The organism is Myxococcus sp. CA039A, assembly GCF_013336645.1.
GTDB lineage: Bacteria > Myxococcota > Myxococcia > Myxococcales > Myxococcaceae > Myxococcus > Myxococcus llanfairpwllgwyngyllgogerychwyrndrobwllllantysiliogogogochensis.
Map to the genome: position 1 here is coordinate 1 of NZ_JABUMQ010000186.1, position 22,077 is coordinate 22,077.

Sequence of the window (22,077 nt, forward strand, 5' to 3'; positions counted from 1 at the left end):
GCCCAGGTCCGCCCACAGCCTCAAACGAGGCGCTGGAGCGGATCAGTTGGCGAAACTAGGCACCCACCCATGGGCGGGCAACCACCCACGAAGGACAATCCCGGTGTCAGGGGGCCCCGCCCCGTTCACTTTCAAATCTTCGGGATTCGCAGCGTCTTGCTGATCATCGCGCTGCCGCTGGCCGCGTACAGCAGCACCAGCGGATGCAACACCACCGGCCCCACGTCCCACGCGCCCCCCAGCAGCGTGTCGCCAATACGGCCCATCCACGTGGCCGCCGCCAGCACCATCACCAGCGCGAGGCTGGTGGGAATGGGTGTGCCCTCGAAGTACTTCACCTTCCCCGTCGCGTCCGCCAGCTCCGCCGACGTGACGTTGAAGCGCGCCAGCCGGCTGATGCCACACGCCACGAAGTACAGGAGCACCGCCACGTCCAGCGCCCCCCGCATCCCCACCGCGAAGGCCAGCGCGGCGGGCGCCATGCCGAAGGAGATGACGTCCGCCAGGGAGTCCAGGTCCGCCCCCAGCGGCGACTTCTTGTAGCGCCACCGGGCGATGCGCCCGTCCAGGACGTCCATCACCAGCGCCACCGGCATCAACGCGAAGGCCACCCACAGGAAGCCCACGCGCCACGTGGCCAGGTACTGCATCGCGGCGAGGATGGTCCCCGCGCCCGCGAAGCCGTTGCCGAGCGTCACGAAGTCGGCGAGCACGAAGGTGCGAATCATCGAGAAGTGGCGGCGTGGGCGGCGGGCACGCGGCTGCTCGGTCGTCATATCCGCGTTCTCCTAGCACAGTGAATCCTCACTGCCCGTCCCTCACTGCTGCGTTTCTTGCCGCAGTGCGTCTGACTCCAGGCTCCCAGGAAAAGTCAAACCTCAGAAAACTTTTGACGTGTGGATCAGCCCCTTCCTACGCTCGCGCCCATCCATGCCTCCAAACCAATCCGTGTCCTCTTCGCGGGGGGCGACCTGGAAGTCCGGGCGCTCCCGCTGGCACCTCCCCCTTCTCGCCGGCCTGAGTCTCGCCTTCGCCACCGCATGTGGTGAGGATGATGACGGAGGCCCGGTGACGCCACCCGTGGAAGGCCCTCCGAAGTACGAGGCCACCATCCGGCGCACGGCGCACGGAATCCCTCACATCATCGCCAATGACATGGGCAGCCTGTCCTACGGACAGGGCTACGCGTTCGCCAAGGACCATGTCTGCATCCTGTCGGACCAGATCCTCAAGGTCCGCGGTGAGCGCGCGCGCTACCTGGGGGCGGGCCCCGGCAACACCTACGCGGGCAGCGACTTCGGCTACCGCGTCCTCCAGCTCCAGGAGAAGGCCCAGGCGGCCTTCCCCACCCTGCCGGCGGACATCCAGGAGATGTTCAACGGCTACGCGGCGGGCTTCAACAAGTACCTGTCGGAGACGCCGGCGGCGGAGCTCCCCGCGCCCTGCACCAACGCCCCCTGGGTCAAGCCCATCCAGGGCGTGGACCTCCTGGCCTATGACATCAGCGTGGGCCTCGCGGGCAGCGCCTACCAGCTCATCCTCGCCATCGCCGCGGCCTCGCCCCCCATCCCGGGCGCGGGCTCCGAGGGCCGTCCGGTGCCGGGCAGCTTCAAGGTGGAGCGTCCGGACTTCAGCCAGGTCGGCAGCAACGGCTGGGCCATTGGCGCGGACCGCTCCGCGTCCGGCCACGGCATGGTGGTGGCCAACCCGCACTTCCCCTGGGAAGGCGAGCTGAAGCTCTGGGAGAGCCAGCTCACCGTGCCCGGCCAGCTCAACGTGTACGGCGTGGGCCTGCTGGGCGTGCCCGCGGTGCTCATCGGCTTCAACGACAACGTGGCCTGGACGCACACGTTCTCCTCGGGCCAGCGCATGACGCTCTACGGGCTCCAGCTCGTGCCGGGCAAGCCCACCCGCTACAAGTACGGCACCGAGGAGCGGGACATGACCGCCCGCGACATCACCATCCTGGTGCGGCTGCCGGAGGGCTCGCTGACCAACATCACCCAGCGCTTCTACAGCAGCCACTACGGCCCGGTCATCGTCATCCCCGGCACCGCCCCGTGGACCACGCAGTCGGTGCTCAGCTTCCGCGACACCAACCTGGACAACACCCAGCTCGTCACCCAGTTCGTCGGAATGAACCGGGCCAAGAGCCTGGAGGAGTTCCAGAACGTCTACGCCAACGTCCAGGGCATCCCCTGGGTCAACACCATGGCGGCGGACCGGGCCGGCAACGTCTGGTACACGGACGCGACGCCCACCCCCAACCTCACGGCCACGGCCATCGGCACGTGGCGCGCGGCCTCCAGCGGCCTGGACCCGGCGACCACCGCCATCTGGCAGAGCATGGGCCTGGTGCTCCTCGACGGCAGCAACCCGGAGAACGAGTGGCGTGACGCCGCGGGCGCCCGCGGGCCGGGCCTCGTGCCCTTCAGCGGGGTTCCGAAGCTGGCCCGCCGCGACTTCGTCTTCAACGCGAACGACAGCTACTGGCTGGCCAACCCGAGCCAGCCCCTCACGGGCTTCTCGCCCCTGCACGGCCTGGAAGGCGTGGGCCAGACGCCGCGCACGCGCATGAACGCCGTCCTGCTCACGGAGGAGAACGGCGCGTCCGGCTCCGACTACAAGTTCACCGTGGCGGAGCTGGAGAACGCCATCCTCGGCAACCGCGGCATGACGGCGGAGCTGCTGAGGGATCAGCTCGTCGCGCGCTGCACGGGCAAGACGACGGTGCAGTACAACACCACGCTCGTGGACATCCGCCAGGGCTGCGCGGCGTTGGCCGCGTGGGACCTGCGCTACGACGTGGGCAGCAGGGGCGCGGCCCTGTGGCGCGAGTTCAGCGGCCACTTCAGCATGGGCGCCCTGTCCAACGGCGGCACGGGCACGCTGTTCGCCAACCCGTTCAACGTGGCCCAGCCCATCGCCACGCCGAACACGCTGGCCGCCGAGCCGGCGGCGGGCACCGACCCGACGATGCTCGCCCTGGCCGCGGCGGTGTACCGCCTCCAGGTCGCCGGCATCCCCGTGGACGCGCCGCTGGGTGACTCGCAGTACACCACCCGCGTGGACGGCAAGAAGATCCCCATCCACGGCGGCGGCTCCTACGACGGCACGGCGAACGTCGTCTCGTGGGGCACGCTCAAGTCCACCACGCCCGACTCCGACTTCAGCGCGGTGCGCGGCGCGCAGCTGCTCAACTCCCGCACCAACCTCACGAACACCGGCTACGTCATCAACAACGGCAGCAGCTTCATCATGGCCATGGAGTTCACCGACACGGGCGTGAATGGCCGCGCGGTGCTGACCTACAGCGAGTCCAGCGACAAGAACTCGCCGTACTTCTCCGACCAGACGGAGCTGTTCTCCAACAAGCAGTGGCGGCCCATCGTCTTCACCGAGGAGGCCATCGCCGCCACCAAGGTGGAGGAGAAGAAGATCTCCGGCAACTGACGTCCTCCGGGGCTCCCCCTCTCACGAAGGGGAGCCCCGAGCAGTCCCAAGCCCCTGCTCCGGCGGGGGCTTTTTGCTTTCGCGCGGACACTTGGGGCCCCGGAAGGGAAGTCCTCTGTCCGCCCGGCGATGCCCGCCCTGTCGGGAGGCTACCGCCCCGGCGATGCGAACCCAGGATGCCCTGGCAGACCGCCCGGCACCGCATGGCGTCACGCGGTGAAACGGCCCCGGGGGCAACGGTTCTGCGAAGGAGCGGCGGTTCGCCATGACGACACCCGTCTACAAGACAGCCATCATCGACAGGGTCTTCTTCCTGCGCTGGGAGGCTCCCCCCAACCGGGAGGACATCCAAGCGGTGTTCCAGCAGATGCGCGAAACGCATGAGCGGCTCAAGCCGCCCCTCGTGCTGGTGGCGAGCCTGTCGTCCAGGTCCGCGGTGCCCAACAGCGAGCAGCGCAACAACCTCTCCGCCTTCCAGTCCGACGCGCGACCGCTCTTCACCCAGATTCACGCCATCGTCGAGGGCAACGACCTCCAGTACAACCTCCAGCGCGTCATCATCGCCGGCATCAACATCGTCACGCGCACCCACGACGAGACGCTCCAGCGCGTCCACCAGCGCGCCGAGCAGGTGGCCCCGCTGCTCTCCGACAGCCTGGGCGTGGACGGCTCGAAGGTCATCGAGGAGGCCCGCAAGCGCGGCGTGGTGTGAGACGGGCGAGGGCGCGTCGGCCCGCAATCCTCACGACATGGGCTGACGCGCCGGCAGCTTCGTGGGCCTGACGGCGGCCCGCACGTAGTGGTGGTCGAACAGGTCCACGTAGAGGTACTCCGGCCAGGACACCATCGCGCGCGCGCCGAGCATCACCCCGCGCATCAGCTCGCTCACCATCATCCCCGCGGCCGTCGTCGCTCCGACGACGCAGGTGGGGGCGTGGCCTCGACCCTCGAAGCACGCGTCCATCGCGTCCTGTGACAGGTAGCTCCCCAGGTGGGGAATGATGGCCGGCAGGTCCACGCGGCCATCCGGGAGGATGTAGAGCTGCTCGTACAGCGGCGCATCCGGTTGGAAGACATGCAACGCGGCGCCAAACCCCAGCATCAGCCCCGTCATCGCCGGCACGCCGCGCTCACGACAGGCGCGGTGCAGCGCCTGCTTCGCCCCCGCGCCCGCGATGTCGATGACCTCCACCACGTAGTCCACTGGCGGCAGGCCCTCGCCCCCCGACAGCACGTCCTCCACGTTGGCCTCGGTGATGCCCGCCCCCACACGCCGCAGCCGCAGCTCCGGGTGGATGTCCAGGCACATGCGCCCCACCACCTCCACCTTGGACTGGCCGAGCGTGCTCTCGAAGCAGCCCGCCTGGCGGTTCATGTTGTGCCGCTCGTAGGTGTCGAAGTCCGCCAACGTCAGGCACCCCAGCCCCAGCCGCGCCAGGTCCACCGCGCACTGGCCTCCGGCGCCTCCCACTCCCGCGACCAGGACGTGCGTGCGGGCCAGCCGCTCCATCACCTCCGGACCGATGACGCCCAGGTTGCGCTCGAAACGGGGCTCCACCATGACGCCTCCACTTTCTCCCCACGAGGCGCCGAGGTGCTCGTCGCGCGCGCCGTCCTCCGCCCCGCCGGGAGATGTGGATGTGGTCCTCGATTTTCGGACCCGGGAGGGTGGCGCACACCCAGGTGTTCAGCACTCCCCCTCCCCGAAGGACGTTGTCCGCCGCAGGGCACTCCAGACGTCTTCCATCACGTGATTCGGTCCGGCAAGCCCGCACCGCCGCGTGCTCCTCGGAAGCCACACCCGTGATGCCCCTGCTTCAGTCGTGAAGCGGGTCACCGGAACCACACCCACCAGGGCATGTCAGACGGTTGCTTCACAGTGGACAGCAAGCGTGAAGTCCAGAGATAGAAGGCACTCCAAGGCTTTCGCGTGTTCATTGCCTGGCTTGAATTGTGCTCTGCGGGTGACACGGCACGGGGGAGCTTCGACCCGTCAACACGCAGCGTCCCCCGAACCCTTCTTCTTCGACTCGAGGTTTCTATGCGTTCGTGGTTCAGCCTTTCTGTTTGTCTGACATTCCTGTCGCTGGGTTGTGGAATTTCCGAGACGCCCTCAACCCCAGAAGACTTACGCGACAGCGCGACGGAGGCGCTGGTCTCCGGGGTCTCCTCGCTGGAAGGTGTCGCCAGCAGCGCCTCCACCCGGTGGGCTTCGCGCGAGCCGGTGTTCGGCGACGTCGCGCACTACCGGTTCGAGCTCCAGGTGGGTCCCGGAGCGCATGACACCGTCACCGTGCACCGCGTGGTGAAGGAGCGCGCGCCGTGGGTGCCCGCCAGGGCGAACCGGGCGGTGTTCCTGGTGCATGGCGATGCGTGGGGTTTCGACGCGGCCTTCCTCTCCAGCGTGGGGTCCGCGCATGTGCCGGCGAACCACTCCATCGCGGCCTATCTGGCCCAGGAGAACGTGGACGTGTGGGGCATCGACATGCGCTGGGTCGGGGTGCCCGCGGGGACGCAGGACTTCGGCTTCATGGCGGGGTGGAACCTGGGCACGCACGCGAAGGACGTGGGCACGGGCCTGCTGCTGGCGCGGACGCTGCGGCTCGCGGGCGGCAACGTGGGTTCGATGCACCTGCTCGCGTGGAGCCGGGGCGCGATGGTCGCCTTCGCCTATCTCAACTCGGAGGCGCGGCTGCCCCGGCTGCTGCGACAGGTGGACGGCTTCATCCCCGTGGACATGGCGGTGCGCCACGCGCCCCAGTTCGCGCAGCAGCAGGCCTGGGCGTGTGAGCGTCACACGGCGCTGAAGGCCCGGCGCGACGCGGGCGTCACGGAGGGTGGCCTCCTGGGCCCCGCGCCCGGCATCACCCTCCAGTACATCGGCCTGTTGGCGGCCACGGCCCCGGACGCGCCCTCCCCGCTGCTGCCGGATGACGTCTTCGGCCCTGGCACCGGCCGGCCCACCAACCGCCGTGCCGCCATCGTCTCCGCGGCGGCCACGGGCGCGCTGCTGGCGCCGCTGCCGGCCCTCACCCCGGGCTACCACCTGATGGCGGGCATCCCCGACGCGACGGGCCTGCCGGGCAGCATGACGTACACCTCCGAGCCGTACCTCTACGAGTACGCCCAGCGCGCGGCGCCCTACCAGAGCCTCAACGAAGTCGTGGAGTCGGACGCGTGGACGTGTGGCCTGGACGTGCCCTACGACGACCACCTCCAGCGCGTGACGGTGCCGGTGCTCTACGTGGGCGCGGGCGGCGGCGTGGGTGAGTACGGTGTTCACTCCACGACGCTGCTCGGCAGCCAGGACGTCTCGTCACTCGTCGTTCGCGACCTGCCGACGGCCGCGCGCGCGCTCGACTTCGGGCACGCGGACCTGTTCCTCGCGGACACCGCTCCGCAGCGCGTGTGGCAGCCCATCCTCCAGTGGGTGCGCGCCCACTAACCCGCTTCAGCATAGTCCGTTAAGGCAGCCCCCTCGGAGAGGTCATTCGCCCCACTCCGAGCGCGGTTAACTGACATACCTGAAGCGGGTTAGCGACAGCAGGACTCAGTCCGACTTCCAGAGACCGTGGCGCCGGGCCCTGCGGCCCAGCGTCACGGGGTCCATGCCCAGCGCCACGGCCGCGCGACGAAGCACCCCGCCGTGGCGCTCCAGGGCCTCGCGGATGAGCTCGCGCTCCACCCGCTCCAGCCGCGCGCGCAGCGAGCCATCTCCCGTCAGCTCGTTGCGCGCCGGGGACACCGTCACAAGCGAGGGCGGCAGCAGCCGGCGCGACACCACCTCCCCCGGACGCGACAGCAGCACGGCGCGCTCCAGCACGTTGCGCAGCTCGCGCACGTTGCCCGGCCACGGGTAGGAGCGCAGCATGTCCTCCACGTCCTGGGACATGCCGCTGGCCGAGCGGCGCAGGACCCGGTTGAACACGTGCAGGAAGTAGCGCGCCAGCTCCGGCACGTCCTCGGGCCGCTCGCGCAGCGGGGGGATGTCGATGGTGAAGCTGTTGAGGCGATAGAAGAGGTCCGAGCGGAAGCGTCCGGCGCGAACCTCCTCTCCCAGGTCCTTGTTGCTCGCGGCCAGGACGCGCACGTCCACGTGCCGCACCTGGGTGCCACCCACCGGACGGACGTCGCCCGTCTCCAGCACGCGCAGGAGCTTCGCCTGGAGGTTGGGCGTCGTGTTCTCGATTTCGTCCAGGAAGATGGTGCCGCCGTTGGCCAGGACGAACAGCCCCGGATGGTCCGCCACCGCGTTGGTGAAGGCGCCCTTCACGTGGCCGAACAGCTCGCTCTCCAGCAGCGTCTCCGTGAGCGCGCCGCAGTCCTGCACCACCAGCGGCAGCTCTCCCCGGCCACTGAGGCGGTGGACGATGCGCGCCAGCACCTCCTTGCCCGTGCCCGTCTCGCCCTGGAGCAGCACCGCCACGCGGTGGGGCGCCACCTGGCGCACCATCTCCATCACCCGCTGCATGGCCGCGCTGCGCAGGCCCACTTCCTCCTCGCCCCGCCCGCCCGGCTCCGCTGGCCGCGCCTGGGACAGCGCCCGCTCGCGCAGCAGGTTGCGCTCCAACTCCAGCGTCATGCGCCACTGCTCGGTGCGCACGCCGCGCTCGCGTCCGGCCTGGAGCACCGCCTGCCTCACGGCCTCGCGCGAAGGTGACTCCCCAAGCGCCCGGAAGACGAGGCCCGCGTTGAACAGCGCCACCAGTCGCTCCGGCGCGGCGGGCGCGCAGTAGATGATGCGCGAGGCCAGGTCCGAAGGAGGCACGGCGCCCGACAGCTCCACGTCCGTGCTCGCCGTGGCCAGGCCCTCCACCAGCGTCAAGGCCCGCGCCTCCTCCTGGCCACAGACGAGCAGCGCCGCCGCGTCACCGCGCGCCAGCAGCGCATGCGCCTCCTCCGCGCTGGCGGCGAAGTGCGGCACGGCCTGCCCCTCCAGCGCCGCGCGGATATCCCGCGCCTCCTCTTCGCTCGCGAACACCACCACCACCTGGAGCCGCGCCGTCGTCAGGTAGCGCGCCAGCTTCACCCCGTCGGAGCCCTCGAAGGAGTGGAAGAAGACGCCGAGCGCCGTCACCGCGCCACCCGACTCGTGCCGCCAGCGCACGTCGCCTCTCGCGCGGATGTGCTCGTTCGAGTCCGGCAGGGAGAATGACAGCTCCACGGACTCGCCCTCGCGCGGCCCCTCCTGGGGCCCTCGCGGCGTGGCGATGAGGCCGATGCCCGTCTCGCTGATGTTGACGGCCCAGCACCCCGGAAGGGCGGGCTGCGTCACCACCTTCACGTACAACGGCTTGCGTTCGCTTCGAGGGGCGTAGGCGGACACAGGCCGCGTCATGACCCTCGCAGTCTACTGCACCAATGAAGCCTTGCTGGGAAATTGCGGCGCCAGAAGATCCTTCACCGTCCACTCCCCTTGGCCCTGGCGAAATCCGTCTACGGGCAAACCAGCGGGTTTGAGTCGACTCAGGGCCCTGGGACGTGGAGCAACAGGCCCATGAGGACATCATCGACGTAGGAGCCGTCATCGAGGCGGAGGAAGGCGCGACGGGTGCCCTCGAGGACGAAGCCCTGGGAGAGATAGAGCGCGAGGGCCCTCGGGTTGTCGGCCCGAGCGCAGAGTTCCACTCGGGTGACGGCGCCACCGTCCGGGTCGCGGTGGGCGCGGACCCAGGTGAGCAGGTGGTCCATCAAGGCCCGGCCCACACCCAGCCCTTGGGCCGAAGGATGCACGCCGATGCCCAGCACGCCCACGTGACGCAGCATCCGATAGGAGAGGCGCAGGATGGAGGCTTCCCCCAGCAGCGCTCCGTGCGAGTCCGTCACGACCAGGGGGAACGCGGTGCCATCCTGCCGGTGCAGCCCCGCGCCATCGCGTTGGGCCGTGAAGGTGGCCGCGTCCACGGGCAGCTCCTCCGGGTGCTTCACGATGCCTTGGCGGGCCTGGACAATCGCGCGCTCCAGCTCGAACAGCGCCGGCCCATCCTCTCGCGTCGCCTCCCGGACGAGGCCGGGGCGACCGTCACGTAGCATCAACTGGACCGGCTGGAATCGCATGAGAAGGTCCTTCGCGAACGACGAGTGGGCGCCCGTGACGCAGGGCCTGACGGTACCTGACTCGCCCGCACGCTCGGGGCATGATGTGGCCACTTCGATGAGGGGGACGATGCCTTTGACGATGACCGCGAATGCTCGGAGCGCTCGGAGCGAGGAGCATGAGCTCGCGCTGCTGTTGAGCGGACGCTGTCGCAGGTGTGCCGAGCGGATTCCTGGAGGGACGGCGCTGCGCGGTCGCCCCTGTCCCCGGTGCGACGAACAGACGCTGCCCAGCGCCACGGACCGAGAGGTCCTCCACCGACTCGCCTCCGAGCGAGCCACGGTGCGGCTGGGCATCGCCGTCGCGGTGGTGGCGCTCGCCGCGCTGGTCGCCAGTTGGGTGCCCCTGCTCACGTCCCTGCTGCTGGTCGCCGCGCTGGTGTGGCTGCGCGTGACGCTGGTGACTCCCGCGCTCCAGTTGCTCACGCCCCAGCGTCGGCTGGTCTCCCGGTGGACGCTGCGCCTCGCGGCCGGCTGCTTCGTGGCGCTGTCCATCCTCGTGCTCGAACTCCTCACGCTGATTCCCGGCTTCGGCGCGCTGGTCAAGGTCGCGCTGAGCGCTGGCGAAGTCGCGCTCGCCGGCCTCTTCGCGCGCCGCTACCTCGCATGGCAGACCGAGCGCGAGGCGCGCGGTGTCGCCGTCGCCTTCTGGGAGATGGGCCTGCTGGTGGGCTGGATGTTGATGCTGCTGGCCTTCACCGCCGCGTCGGTGCTGCTGGTGTTGTACGTGCTCCAGTCACTGGGGCTCGTGCAGGGCTTCCTTGCCGCGCCGATGGGAGGGAGCTGAGCCATGCTCTCCTTCGCCCTCGCCTCCCAGGTCATCGGCCTGAGTGGAGCCTCGGGAACGCGCGCGGGAGGCAGCCTGCTGCTGCTCGCGCTCGCCGCGCACTACCAATACCTGTCGCTGCCGCCGGAGCTCGGGTGGCTCGCGACGCCGCAAGCGCTCGGGGCCTTCGTCGCGCTGCTCGCGTTCGAGATGTACACGCAGCGCGACAGTGACTTGCGCATGGTGCTGGGCCTGGCGCAGTTCGCGTTGAGCGCGGGCAGCGGCGCCACGGTGGCGCTCGCATCCATGGGCGTGGGGACGGAGCAGCTTCCGCCCTGGGCCGTGGGCGCGGTGGGCGCCTTCGTCGCCGTCGCGACGCTGTCGGTGCGCCAGTGGGTGCATACGCGCGTGGACCAGCTCGAGACGGAGGTGCTGCATCCTCGGCGGTGGCTCCTGCGCACCGAGGACGTCTTCGGCCTGGGGCTGGCGGCGGTGGCCATCCTCTGGGCGCCGCTGTCGCTGGCGCTCGTGCTCCTGTTCACCCTGGCCTGCGGCGCGGCGGGACTGGTCGCCTATCGACTGGAAGCGCGCTCGCGCCGCGCGTGTCCCACCGGGTGTGGGGCGAAGATTCGCGAGGAGGCCTCGCGCTGCCCCAGGTGCCGCGCGGACGTGCCCGTGGCCAAGGCCGTGGACCTGCGGCTCGGGGGGCGGATGCGGGACGCGCTTCGCGGGGCGCTCGGGTCCGGGAACTCCAGCGCTCCGCGCATGGAACCAGGCATCCAGCGCGACGGCGGCAAGGCCCCTTCCCGGCTGGGATGATGGGCGGTCCCCGCCGTTCCTGGCATGCTGCGGACGGCTCCCATGTCTTCGACCGCGGACGCGTCTTCTCCTGGCCCGGTGCTCCGGGTCGCACAGCAGGTTCCCCGCACCGAGGCGGAGGGCCCGGGGCGCCGCTTCGCACTCTGGCTCCAGGGGTGTCCGCTGCGCTGCCCCGGGTGCTGCAACCCGGAGATGTTCGCGATGGAGCGTGGCACCGTCGTGACGGTGGAGTCGCTCGCGGCCCGGGTGCTCGCGACGCCCGGCATCGAGGGCTTCTCGCTGCTCGGGGGCGAGCCCTTCGCGCAGCCCGGCCCCGCCGCGGACCTCTGTGAGCGGCTGCGCGCGGGCGGCCTTAGCACCATGGTCTTCAGCGGCTACACGCTCGCGGAGCTGAAGGCCCAGACGAACCCGGACGTCGAGCGGTTGCTCGCCAGCCTGGACCTGCTGGTGGATGGGCGCTACGAGAAGGACCAGCCGGAGACGCGCCGGCGGTGGATTGGCTCCAGCAACCAGGTCATGCACTTCCTCACCCCGCGCTACTCGCCGGAAGACCCGACGTTCACCGCGCCCAACACGGCGGAGCTGCACCTCGTCGAAGGCCGGCTCATCATCAACGGCTGGCCAGACCTCGCGGACCGCCTCCGTCCATGACCCGGGTCTCGCCTTCCGAGCACTCGCTGCTCACGCTCGCGCGCGCCATCATGGGCCTGGGGCAGTACGCGCCCGTCGAGGACCTGCTTCGTGCGCGCCACACCACGCCCGCGCGACTGAGTCCCGGCGCCCTGCGCTCGCTGCGTGACACGTTGGCCAAGGGCACCGTCCTCGCGCTGGCCCGCTGCGGTGGGGCACGCCAGCGACGTCACCTGTCCTCCGAGTCAGGCCCCTCGCGCCTGTGGGAACGACACGGTCCTCCCGCGCTGCGCTTCTCCGTCCTCTGCTTCCACACCCTGCGCTGGCTCGTGGAACAGCCGCTCGCGATTTTCGGCCACAGGCCCCTGGATGTGGACGCGCCTCCGACGCTCGCCGACGAGCTGTTCCTCTACCTGTGCTGTCGACTGGTGGCGGGCACCCCCTGCGCTCTGTCGATCGCCCTGCAACCCCAGTTCCAGCGCTCCATCCTCTGTCGGCTCGGGTTTCCGGACCTGTTCGGCGCCTCGCTCGGACGCGTGGACGCGGAAGGCTTCGCGCCGCTGCTCGCGGAGGGAGGCTGGCTGCTGGAGGCGCTCCAGGACGAGCTCGCCCTTCGCTGGCGCCGACTGGAAGAGAGCAAAGCGCGGCTCATCGAGCCCAAGCAATTGGTCGACCTGGGCACCGCGCAGGAGCAGGTGCTGGACGGGTTTCTCGACGCGGTGGACCGCGCGGGCCGCAGGGACCTGGCGGGCTTCGTGCTGGAGGCGCTGCGGCCCCTGGTCGACCAGCCCGCGTCGCGATGGGTGTCCAACCTGTCTCCTCGCGCATCGCTGAGCGTGAAGGCCCAGGCACGCCGGGCGGCGGGAGCGAGCCTGCGCGCACTCGGACGGATGGCGCGCTGGGATGCCGAGCACCGCGCGGTGCGCTTCTTCGACGACGGCTACGAGGGCGCGCAGTTGCTGCTCTCCGCCTGGGCGTCCTTCGGTGAGCCCGGCTTCCGCCTCGCCTCGGACCGGGAGCGTGAGCTGACCACGGACCTGGCGGCTCCCGTCGAAACGATTCCGGATACCCTTCCCCTCCCTTCCTCCGAGAGCGCCCCATGAGCCGCGCCTATCGAATCTCCGTCTCCGAATCCCTCAACCGCATCGTCCAGGCCGAGGACGGCGTGTGCTCCAAGCTGGAGCTGTTGCCCTTGCTGTCTCGCGAGGAGACCGCGGGCCTGCTCGCCTCGGAGCTGGCGAACCGGGGCTTCACGCAAGAGGGCGACGTGGCGGTGCGCGTCGAGGCCGACGGCGTGCGCGTGGCCGTGGACGTCACCACCGGCGAGGTGAGCGTCACGTTGTCGGACGAAGCGTCGGTGGAGCTGAGGGCGACGGGCGAGGTCCTCTCCCACACCCCGGACGGATCCGAGGCGACGAAGAAGCTCGCGCGTGAGAAGGCGCGGGCGAAGCTGGAGGACCAGACCCAGGACGCCACCGAGTCGCTGCGCGAGGACATCACCCGGCGGCTCGAAGGACGGCTCAGGGACCTCAAGTCGGAGCTGGACTCCATCGCCAACAAGGTGACGGGCGAGGCCCTCAAGGTGCGCGCGTCGCAGCTGGGCACGGTGGAGGAGATTCACGAGGACGCGGCCACGGGCTCGCTCACCATCAAGGTTCGCGTATGAGTCAGCGCATCCCCGAGGAGTCCCTCCCCACGGAGCTGACACCCTTCGCCGCGGTGGAGGCCGCGTATCCCGCCGAGCTGGGCCGCCTGTGCGAGGCGCTGCTGCGAGGCCTCCCGGTGATGGTGGAGGCGGACAAGGAGCTGACGCCGTACTTCTACAAGTGCCTGCGGGACAGGTTGAAGAAGGACGGCAAGCAGTTCCTCTACCTGGATGGCCGCGCCGCCACGGAGCCACCGCCCGGAATGCCCGCGCCCAGCATGATGGCCACGCTCATCGGCCAACTGCGCGACGCGGTGCGAGGCGCGGTGCGCGAGCGCATCGTCGTGCTGCCCCATCTCGACCTGCTCACCACCAGCAGCGGCGGCCTCACGTCCGAGGCGCGCGAGGTGATTCCGCTGCTGTATGAAAACCCGGAGATGCTCTGGGTGGGATTCAAGGACCCGTCGTTCCCGCTGCCACGGGTCATCGAGAACCTGTTCCCCCACAAGGAGAGCATCCTCGGCGTCAGTCGCGAGCGGCTGCGCTACCTCGTCACTCAGCGCGAGTGTCGCAAGTTCGGCCGGGGCCTCCAGCCCTACTCGCTCTACAAACACGTGTCCGGCGTGAATGCCGTACGACTGCGGCGGCTGCTCGGGGCCATCACCGGCGAGGACTATCCCAGCGACGCAAGGCCCGCCTTCGCGCAGCTCCGCTCGGCCACGCTGAGCGGCTCGCTCAATGTGCCGGAGATTGACCTGCACACGGAGATTGGCGGCTACGCGAAGGTGAAGGAGCGCCTCCAGCGAGAGATTCTCGACGTGCTCGCGCACAAGGAGACGCTGTCGGACCCGGAGGCGGTGAAGCGCGTGGAGGGCCTGCTGCCCCGGGGGATGATTTTCTGGGGCCCGCCGGGCACCGGCAAGACGCTCTTCGCCAAGGCGATGGCCTCGTCGCTGGGCGCCGCGGTGCTGGTGGTGAGCGGCCCGGAGCTGAAGAGCCGCTGGGTGGGCGAGAGCGAGGAGAACCTCCGGCAGATCTTCGTCCGCGCACGTCAGGCCGCGCCCAGCATCATCATCTTCGACGAGCTGGACTCCTTCGCGGCGGCGCGCGGCACGTACACGGGCTCCGGCGTGGAGCACTCCATGGTGAACCAGCTCCTCACGGAGATGGACGGCTTCCGCAAGGAGGAGCTCGTCTTCGTGGTGGGCACCACCAACTTCGTGGAGTCGCTGGACCCCGCGCTGCTGCGTCCGGGCCGCTTCGAGTTCCAGCTCTGCATCCCCTACCCCAACAGCACGGACCGCCGGGCCATCCTGTCCATCTACGACAAGAAGCTGGCCCTGGGCATGACGGAGCGGGCGCTGGACTACGCGGTGAAGCGCACCGGAGACCGCGTCGAGGGCACGGGCACGCGCTTCTCCGGTGACCACATCCAGGCCTTGTGTCGGGCCCTGGCCCGGCGTCGGCTGAGGGATGCAACGCAGACCCCCACCGAGCCGGTGGACGTGGAGAAGGCCCTCACGGACTTCCTGGACCGGCCGGAGCTCACGTCCGCCGAGGAGAAGGTCGTGGCCACCCACGAGGCCGGCCACGCCGTGTGCGCGCTGTTCTGTCCCAGCGCGCCCGCCATCGACCGCATCAGCATTCGCGGAGACCTGGCCGGCATGCTCGGCTTCGTGCAGTACGCGGACCCCGCGCATCGCTACGTCGTCACGCGCAGCCAGTTGCTGGACAGCATCTGCATGCTCTTTGGCGGACGCGAGGCGGAGGCGTTGCTCCTGGAGGACCTGTCCATCGGCAGCGCCCATGACCTGGAGCGTGCCACCGAGATTGCCCGCGAGCTGGTGGAGATGCTCGGCATGGGTGGCGACGGAATCCCCGTGCGCCGGTTCGACGCCCCGGGACGGGACGCGGAACGGCATGCGCTCTCCGATGCGACACGCGGCACGCTGGAGGCCGCGGTGCAGGAGGTGCTGGAGGTGCAGCGAGCCCGGGCCCGCGACATCCTCCACCGGGAGAAGACCCGCCTCGTCGCGCTTCGGGACTTGTTGCTCGAGCGCAAGGTGCTGGACCGCGAGGCATTCGTCCACCTGGCGCCCACGCTGGCGTCGCAGAAGGAGCCGGCCCATGGCTAGTCTCATCCTCCGTCTCCTGGTGAATCCCCAGACGGGTCGCAAGGACATCGTCATCCAGTACGAGAGCGACTCCGACGCGCTTCCCATGGAGCACGAGGAGGAGCACCGTCGCCTCGTGGACCAGCTCATCGCCGGGGGCGCGCTCAAGGCCTCTGAGGTGGGCCGCATCATCGTCCAGCGAGACACCCCGTCCGGGCAGGCCGCCCAGCCCGAGTCCACGTCCGAGAGCACCGCCGAGAAGGTGAGCCAGAAGGCCTGATGTCCACGCTCGTGTTTCCCACCGAGGAAGCGCTCCACCTCGCGCTGACCTCCCGCCTCGTCCCTCCCGAAGTCCAGGCCACGCCGGCCCGCTATCGCCGGTCCGCCGAGGGTGTGCTCCACGTCACGTCCCAGGCGCCCTTGTCGAAGGCCGTGCTCGCGGAGCTGGCGACTTTCGGCATCAAGGCCGACGCGAAGGCACCTCGCGCGGAGGACTCCGTGCTGTGCTGGGCGGAGCTGCTGGCCCCGCGTCGGGTCCCCGTCGAGAGCGCGCCCCTGGGCGCGGTGTTGTTCCTGCCCGTGGATGGCAACGGGCTGTTGTCGCTCGCGGGCGAGCTGCTGCGCCTGGGCTGTGACCGCCAGGAGGTCTGCTTCGCCGAGGAGAAGAAGGGCCAGCGCGCCCTGCTTCGCGCCTCCGCCCCGCCCTACTTCACGCTCACCGGCGCGATGGACCGCGCGGGGGGCCTGCGAGCCTTCGTGCCCGCGGTGCCAGGGCAGACTTCCGTCTGGGTGGAGTTGGGCCACGTGCATCCGCTCGCGCGCACGCTCCTGCCCGCGCCTGGCACCGTGCTGCTCATTCCCGGCGAAGGCCCGTGGCTGACGGCGCCGGACGGGCCGTGGACGGACCTGTATCAGCTCACGGACCTGCGGCTCCCCGAGCCCGCGGAGGACTGGACGCCCTCGGCCGCGCCGGGCCGGCTCTCCGTCCACATGAGGCTCACCCGGGCCGCGCGCACGGAGGCCGCGAGTCTCTGGGTGCTGCGCGAGAACGCCGTGGCGCAGGTCGAGTCACTGGTCCACACGCTGCCGGAAGCCCTGCTCGCGCAGCTTCGCTTCGCGGTGACCGGGCCCGCCGACGCGCCGTGCATCATCCTGCGAGCACGGCATGGCCGTGAGCGGCCACCGGAGCTGGGCCTGTCCGCCATGGCCTATTCGCCGCTGCCCCAGCTCGCGGACCTCTACCTGCCCTGTGACGGCCTGCTGGAGCCTCCCGTGCGCAGAGACCGTCTGCGTGCGCTCCTCGCACCCGTGCCGGACACCGTCACCTGGTTGCACCCCACGGGCGCCGGCGGCTTCCGCGCGGAGCGAATCCCCGAGCAGGCCTTCCAGCCACTCGAGTCCTGGGTGGACTACGTGGTGGACACCGCCGCCGCGGCCCTGGAGCCGTGGGTGAAGGGGGCCACGTTCGATTTCGGCGCCATCGAATCCGCGGACGGCGAGTGGATGCCCGGTGCGGCGGGCCCCGCTCCCACCGGGGAGAGCGAGGACCCGAACACGTCGACACGAAGCACCCGCCGCACGCGACGAGGGCAGGCGCCCGTGCCGGAGCCCGTTGAGCCGGCGCAGCCAGCGACGACGAAGCGCTCGTCGTCCCGAGGCTCGGGGACCCTCCTAGAGCCACTCACACCCGCGCAGCTCGGTGCCGCCGAGGAAGCCCTCGCGGTCGCGGAGAAGTCCTTCCTCGAACTGGAGGTTCCCGCCGATGCCCCCGAGCGACAGGCGCTCTGGGTTCACATGGCGGAGCTGAATGGTCAGCTCGGCCGAGGGCGCGATGCGGCGCTGTGCTGGACGCGCGCGCTCTGGAACGCCTCGGGCCCGGCTGCCACGGAACTGGCCGTGCGCTGGGCGGAGGCGGAGTCCCGCGCGGGTGCCTCGCGGGCCGAACTGCTGACCCGCGCCACGCCCTCCGAGGACGACGTGCGCAGCTTCGCCAGCGGGCTCGTCCTGGGTGCGCTGACGTCTCCACGGACGCCACCGGGGGATATGCCCGCGCTGCAGCGCTGGTTGGATCGCCACGACACCGCGCTCGACGTGCGCACGCTGTGGCTCTCGCGCGCCGCGCTGGACACGCTCGCGGGGGGCGACCCGCTGAGCCTCGCGAGGACGGGGGACCGGCTGCTGGAGATGCTCCAGCGCGGGCTCTCCCTCTCGCGCGATGTCCCGCGCTTCCTGCGGGGCGGCACGGATGCGTCGGCCCTTCCTCGGCTCGCGGCACAGCTTGACGCGCTGCTGGACCGCTTCGAGCGCACCGCGCGTCGGCGCTCCTCCGTGGAGGCGCCCGCCGAATTGACCCAGGCCTATGTCCGCCTCGTCTTCGCCTGTGGCCTCGCGAGGCTGGGACAAGCGGACCGCGCGCGGGCGCTGGTGGCCTCGGCCACGGCGGCGCTCGACACGAAGGAGCCCATCCATGGGTTCCTGTCGCGGGCCTATGGCGCACGCGTGGCGCAAGCGCTGGAGGGCGAGCCGCTGGAGACTCCGCTGCCCGCGGACATCTCCGCGGAGCTCAACGCGCTGGCCACCTTCCAGCGCTACAAGGTGGACCGGCTGCGTCAGGCCTCCGCGCTGCTGGAGCCCAGCGAGCGGTTGGACCCGGCCCGGGCCTTTGGACGCGGGACACGCGACCTGCGAGGCGAGGAGTTCGCGGCGCTGCGAGACATCCGCGACGCGGCCACGGTGACGCACGAGGTGGTCCAGTTGGTGAGGCGCGCCACGGGAGCCCGCCTGCCCGCGCCCGAGCGACTGCGCCTCATCGGCGGCTTGCTGGAGACGTTGCCTCGGCTGGCCCCTGCGCGGGCGCTGCCGCTGCTGGATGAACTCGTCTCAGCGATGGAGGGGCTCCCGGGAGAGTCCCAGGCCCAACTCCTGGGTGACGCGCTTACCCTGGCGGCGCTGTTCGGCCGGGCGGACCGCGCGACGTCACTGGCGGGGCGGCTGCGGCTGGTGTTGGCCGGACTTGCGCCGGAGTCCCCCGCGTGGGGCGCGGGCATCCTGGAGGCCAGCCTGCGCGGCCTGCGTCGCGTCGGCCTGTCTCGCGAGACGGGCGAGATGGTGGCGGCGACGCGAGGTCTGCTCACCCGGGCCAAGGCGCCCGTGGCGGCGCGACTGGGTGTCGCGTCGGGAATGGCGATGCTCGGGCATGTGGACGAAGCGCTGCCGGTGTTCAACATGGCATTCGATGCGCTGGCCGCCGCGAAGGGCTCCCCCCCTGAGCGGATGGCCCTGACGCGAAGTCTGGCGGGAGCACTGGCGCATACGCCGACGAACGTCGCGCTGCCGGGACTGGCGAGACTGTCGGAGGGGCTCGCCACGGTGACGGACAGCTTCAATACCAACAGCCACTTCTGTCTGTCCGTGGTGGAGCTGGCGGACGCGCTGGTGCTGGGTCATGTGGAAGTGGCGCAGGGCGCGAGCGAGCGGGCACGAAGCTGGTTGGACGAGGATGAGTTCTTGGTGCGGCGACGCATCCATCAGGAGTTGGAGGACCGTACATGAGCAGTGTTCCCCGACGGGAGGAGCCCGTCGCCGACCCCATCTCCGCGCTGACGTTCGACGCGCTGTCACGCGAGGCGCAGGGGCTGCGCGAGCGGCTCAACCGGTTCCGACAGGGACTGGGGCGACACTTCGTGGGCAAGCAGACGCTGGTGGACCTGATGACCGTGGCGGCGGTGGCGCAGGAGCCGCTGCTCCTGGTGGGCCCACCGGGCACGGCGAAGTCGGACCTGGTCCTCAAATTCCGCGAAGCGCTGCGCATCCCCAACGAGGACTACTTCGAATACCTGCTGACGCGCTTCACCGAGCCATCCGAAGTCCTGGGCCCCATCGACATCAACCTCCTGCGCCAGGGCCGCTACATCCGGCGCGAGGGAGGCAAGCTGCCCACCGCGAAGCTGGTGTTCCTGGACGAGGTGTTCAAGGCGAGCTCGGCCATCCTCAACGCGCTGCTGACAGTCATCAACGAGCGCAAGTTCTACCAGGACGGCGCGCCGCAGCCGGTGAAGCTCAAGGTGCTCTTCGCGGCGACGAACGAGCTGCCCGAGCACGCGGAGCTGGGCGCGCTCAAGGACCGCTTCTGCCTGAAGGCCGCGTGTCGCCCGGTGCAGGACCGCTACTTCCTGGAGCTGCTCGACTCCGGCCTGGAGTCCCAGACACACCGCGAGCTGAACCAGAAGCCGTGGGCGGAAGGACACGCGACGCTGGAAGACCTCCTGAAGGCGCACCGCTACCTGACGCTGATGATGGGGCGCAAGGAGATGGGGCCGGACGGGCGCGAGCTGAAGGACCGTGACTTGTTCTTCCGCGACGAGCTGCTGCGCGAGTTCCGCCGCGTGGTGCAGACGCTGACGCGCGAGGACGGCGTGTTTATCAGCGACCGAAAGCTGGTGAAGCTCTACCGGCTGCTGCGCACTCGTGCGTGGATCTTCCACGGTGGCGCGGTGGAGCGTCAGGACCTCCAGCTCCTCTCCTATCTGGGCGAGACGCGGGAGGAGATCGACCTGCTCGAAGAGAAGGTGCCTCGACTTCTCGGCCTGACGTGATGCGCGTCCGCTGAACGTCACGAGGACCTGGAGCCATGCGTCCAGGTCCCCGTGTCACGAGCAGTCGCTACGGAGTACAGGACACGTTGGCGGGCGCGGCCCAGAGCTGGTACCAGCCCGTGTCATCCATCGCGGTGAAGTAGATGCTGCCGCCGACGCGAGCGAAGCGTTCGGGCGACGACGTCACCAATGACGGAGTCGCCGTCACCTCCGCCGTGGTGGCGTTGGTGCCGTAGCTCACCCAGGGGTTCGTGTAGGAGCCCGCCGAATCCGCTCCCGCGAAGATGACCCCGCCGCCGTCGATGGGATGGACGGACGAAGAGAACTCGTCGGAGACGCTCAGCGAGCCAGGCATCGAGCGCGTCTGCGTGGCTGTGCCATCCGTCACCCACAACTTCACCACGCGATACGCGGGCCCCGGAGTGCTGATGGCCACGGCGAAGTACAGCTTTCCTCCCGAGCGGGTGAACGACTGGAGAGACGGGAACGCAGCCTCCTGGTCCGCGTAGGGGTTCTCCAGGACGGTGACGGTGGCCTTCCCTCCGCCCGCCTGCGCGACGCGATACAGCCCCATCCGCTGCGTCACCGGGTCCGCGTTCGTCAGGTACACGTGCGCGCCCAGCGAGCCGAGCATCCGCATCTCACGACCGAAAGACTCCAGCCGCACCGTGCCCGAGGCCGTGCCGTCCGACTTCCACACCTCCGTGTTCACCCCGTCCCGGAGCGTGAAGAGTCCCGTGCTCCCGTCCTCGGTGATTCCGACATCGACCACGGGTACCACGTTGGCATCCAGTCGCTTGACGAAGACCGTACCGCCGGACGTCCCATTCGTGCGCCACAGCGCGGTGCCGTGCTCCGGGCTGGACAGGAAGAACAGATGCGCGCTGGAGGTCCGCACGTAGCTCGGCGACAGGGTACTCAGGACGCCGAGGTTCACGAGCTGCGTCGTCCCCTCGGCCGAGCCATCCGTGCGCCACAGCTCCACCTGGAGCCTCGGCGGGTCCATCACCTGCCAGGTGCGGAAGAACGTGACGAACGTACCGTAGGAGGCGAACTGGGAGAGAGCCGAGCCCGCGGACCCGGGCGTCAGGTCCTTCAACACCTGCGTGCCCGCCTCTGTCCCGTCGGTGATCCACGGCTCCCGACCGTACTCCTCGGTGTAGACCTGGAACAGGAAGCGACTGTCCAGGGACGAGAGCGAAGAGATGTTCCTCCCAGGCGACGTCGCGGAGAACGCCTTCACCGGCGCGGTGCTGGCCTCCGTCCCCTGGCTCTTCCACAGCGTGGCGCTTCCATCGCGAAGGTTCACGGAGAAGTAGGCCGTGCCCTGCACGTCCCGGATGCCCGTGGGCATGGGAGTGAAGGTCGGCGACTGGGGCGTCCCGGGCGGCACGACCACCTTCACTCGCCGCGCCCCCTCGGGTGAACAGGCCAGGGTGGCCACCTGGGACGGCTGCGACTCCAGCGGAGAGGGCTCCAGTTCCGGAGCACCCCCACACCCCCATCCACCCAGACAGAACACGGCCAGGCCATACTTCGCGCGCATGGTGTCTCCTCCCCCTCGGAGCACGGGCTGCGACGGTGGGAACCAGGGAAGCACGGAGCAACTGCCCCTCGGTCCGAGCAGGCTGTCCATCGCAAGACAGGGCTCGGCCCCTGGGCCCCCTGCCGAAAGTCCCCAGAATCACCTCCGCGCGCCGACACGCCCCTCCATCGGGCGCCTTCCGAAGTGATACAGAAAGGACGCATGGCAGCAGTGGAGTCGCGAGGCCCCCAGGACACGGAACGCTGGTTGTGCGCCGGGCTCACCCTCGCGCGACAAGAAGGCCTCGACGCGGAGTCCCTCGCCACGAGCGTGCCCTGGCTCCTGGCCACGCTCGCGGAGACACCCACGCTTCCGCCACCCGCGCTGGTCGCGGACCTAGGAAGGCTCGTCGCCGGCCATCCCCTGGCCCCATC

The 22,077-nt window shown here is 70.1% G+C and carries 17 protein-coding genes and 1 pseudogene; 13 read left to right on the forward strand and 5 right to left on the reverse strand.

Annotation, left to right across the window (positions count from 1 at the left end; translation table 11 throughout):
* Positions 1 to 131 precede the first annotated feature (131 nt).
* Positions 132 to 776: a CDP-diacylglycerol--serine O-phosphatidyltransferase gene (gene pssA / locus HR086_RS28000; protein WP_141643788.1), complete on the reverse strand. Its 645-nt coding sequence runs from the start codon at positions 774 to 776 to the stop codon at positions 132 to 134.
* A 292-nt stretch (positions 777 to 1,068) separates the two neighbouring features.
* Here pssA and HR086_RS28005 point away from each other — a divergent pair, with 292 nt between their 5' ends.
* Together HR086_RS28005 and HR086_RS28010 are read left to right on the forward strand one after the other, a co-directional pair.
* On the forward strand, positions 1,069 to 3,453 hold the full coding sequence (locus tag HR086_RS28005; protein WP_371745570.1) for a penicillin acylase family protein: 2,385 nt from the start codon (positions 1,069 to 1,071) through the stop codon (positions 3,451 to 3,453).
* 265 nt (positions 3,454 to 3,718) lie between these two features.
* A complete protein-coding gene (locus tag HR086_RS28010; protein WP_141643786.1) occupies positions 3,719 to 4,165 on the forward strand; it encodes a DofA protein in 447 nt (148 codons plus the stop codon).
* Positions 4,166 to 4,195: 30 nt separating this feature from the next.
* Here the strand turns inward: HR086_RS28010 and HR086_RS28015 are convergent, their stop codons facing one another.
* Positions 4,196 to 5,014, reverse strand: a complete 819-nt coding sequence (locus tag HR086_RS28015) for a ThiF family adenylyltransferase (RefSeq protein WP_141643785.1) — start codon at positions 5,012 to 5,014, stop codon at positions 4,196 to 4,198.
* A gap of 480 nt (positions 5,015 to 5,494) precedes the next feature.
* Between HR086_RS28015 and HR086_RS28020 the strand changes: the two genes are divergently transcribed.
* On the forward strand, positions 5,495 to 6,898 hold the full coding sequence (locus tag HR086_RS28020; protein WP_174467147.1) for a hypothetical protein: 1,404 nt from the start codon (positions 5,495 to 5,497) through the stop codon (positions 6,896 to 6,898).
* Between the two features lie 105 nt (positions 6,899 to 7,003).
* Here the strand turns inward: HR086_RS28020 and HR086_RS28025 are convergent, their stop codons facing one another.
* Together HR086_RS28025 and HR086_RS28030 are read right to left on the reverse strand one after the other, a co-directional pair.
* Positions 7,004 to 8,791 (reverse strand): sigma 54-interacting transcriptional regulator, encoded by a 1,788-nt coding sequence (locus HR086_RS28025; RefSeq protein ID WP_174467148.1) that lies wholly within the window; start codon positions 8,789 to 8,791, stop codon positions 7,004 to 7,006.
* Between the two features lie 128 nt (positions 8,792 to 8,919).
* Positions 8,920 to 9,510, reverse strand: coding sequence for a GNAT family N-acetyltransferase (locus tag HR086_RS28030; RefSeq protein ID WP_174455158.1), 591 nt, complete (start codon positions 9,508 to 9,510; stop codon positions 8,920 to 8,922).
* A gap of 109 nt (positions 9,511 to 9,619) precedes the next feature.
* Between HR086_RS28030 and HR086_RS28035 the strand changes: the two genes are divergently transcribed.
* The 9 genes from HR086_RS28035 to HR086_RS28075 are packed head-to-tail and all read left to right on the forward strand — an operon-like array spanning position 9,620 to position 20,118.
* Positions 9,620 to 10,336 carry a hypothetical protein gene (locus tag HR086_RS28035; protein ID WP_174455157.1) on the forward strand — a complete coding sequence of 239 codons (717 nt, stop codon included), beginning with the start codon at positions 9,620 to 9,622 and terminating at the stop codon, positions 10,334 to 10,336.
* Between the two features lie 3 nt (positions 10,337 to 10,339).
* Positions 10,340 to 11,134 carry a DUF4126 domain-containing protein gene (locus tag HR086_RS28040; protein WP_174467149.1) on the forward strand — a complete coding sequence of 265 codons (795 nt, stop codon included), beginning with the start codon at positions 10,340 to 10,342 and terminating at the stop codon, positions 11,132 to 11,134.
* Positions 11,135 to 11,176: 42 nt separating this feature from the next.
* A complete protein-coding gene (locus HR086_RS28045) occupies positions 11,177 to 11,785 on the forward strand; it encodes a 4Fe-4S single cluster domain-containing protein (protein ID WP_141643780.1) in 609 nt (202 codons plus the stop codon).
* Complete coding sequence (locus tag HR086_RS28050; protein ID WP_174467150.1) at positions 11,782 to 12,867, forward strand: hypothetical protein; 1,086 nt, start codon at positions 11,782 to 11,784, stop codon at positions 12,865 to 12,867. Before HR086_RS28045 ends, HR086_RS28050 begins: the two co-directional genes overlap by 4 nt.
* Complete coding sequence (locus tag HR086_RS28055) at positions 12,864 to 13,430, forward strand: hypothetical protein (RefSeq protein WP_141643778.1); 567 nt, start codon at positions 12,864 to 12,866, stop codon at positions 13,428 to 13,430. The genes HR086_RS28050 and HR086_RS28055 overlap by 4 nt, the downstream gene beginning before the upstream one ends.
* Positions 13,427 to 15,544 (forward strand): AAA family ATPase, encoded by a 2,118-nt coding sequence (locus HR086_RS28060; protein ID WP_174462311.1) that lies wholly within the window; start codon positions 13,427 to 13,429, stop codon positions 15,542 to 15,544. The genes HR086_RS28055 and HR086_RS28060 overlap by 4 nt, the downstream gene beginning before the upstream one ends.
* Positions 15,537 to 15,803 (forward strand): hypothetical protein, encoded by a 267-nt coding sequence (locus HR086_RS28065; RefSeq protein ID WP_174455152.1) that lies wholly within the window; start codon positions 15,537 to 15,539, stop codon positions 15,801 to 15,803. Before HR086_RS28060 ends, HR086_RS28065 begins: the two co-directional genes overlap by 8 nt.
* On the forward strand, positions 15,803 to 19,075 hold the full coding sequence (locus HR086_RS28070) for a hypothetical protein (RefSeq protein WP_174467151.1): 3,273 nt from the start codon (positions 15,803 to 15,805) through the stop codon (positions 19,073 to 19,075). The genes HR086_RS28065 and HR086_RS28070 overlap by 1 nt, the downstream gene beginning before the upstream one ends.
* Complete coding sequence (locus HR086_RS28075; RefSeq protein ID WP_141643774.1) at positions 19,072 to 20,118, forward strand: AAA family ATPase; 1,047 nt, start codon at positions 19,072 to 19,074, stop codon at positions 20,116 to 20,118. The genes HR086_RS28070 and HR086_RS28075 overlap by 4 nt, the downstream gene beginning before the upstream one ends.
* A gap of 67 nt (positions 20,119 to 20,185) precedes the next feature.
* Here HR086_RS28075 and HR086_RS28080 read toward each other — a convergent pair whose 3' ends face one another.
* Positions 20,186 to 21,664, reverse strand: a complete 1,479-nt coding sequence (locus HR086_RS28080) for a hypothetical protein (RefSeq protein WP_174467152.1) — start codon at positions 21,662 to 21,664, stop codon at positions 20,186 to 20,188.
* A 201-nt stretch (positions 21,665 to 21,865) separates the two neighbouring features.
* Between HR086_RS28080 and HR086_RS28085 the strand changes: the two are divergent.
* A pseudogene (locus tag HR086_RS28085) lies at positions 21,866 to 22,077 on the forward strand (hypothetical protein); the annotation flags it as partial.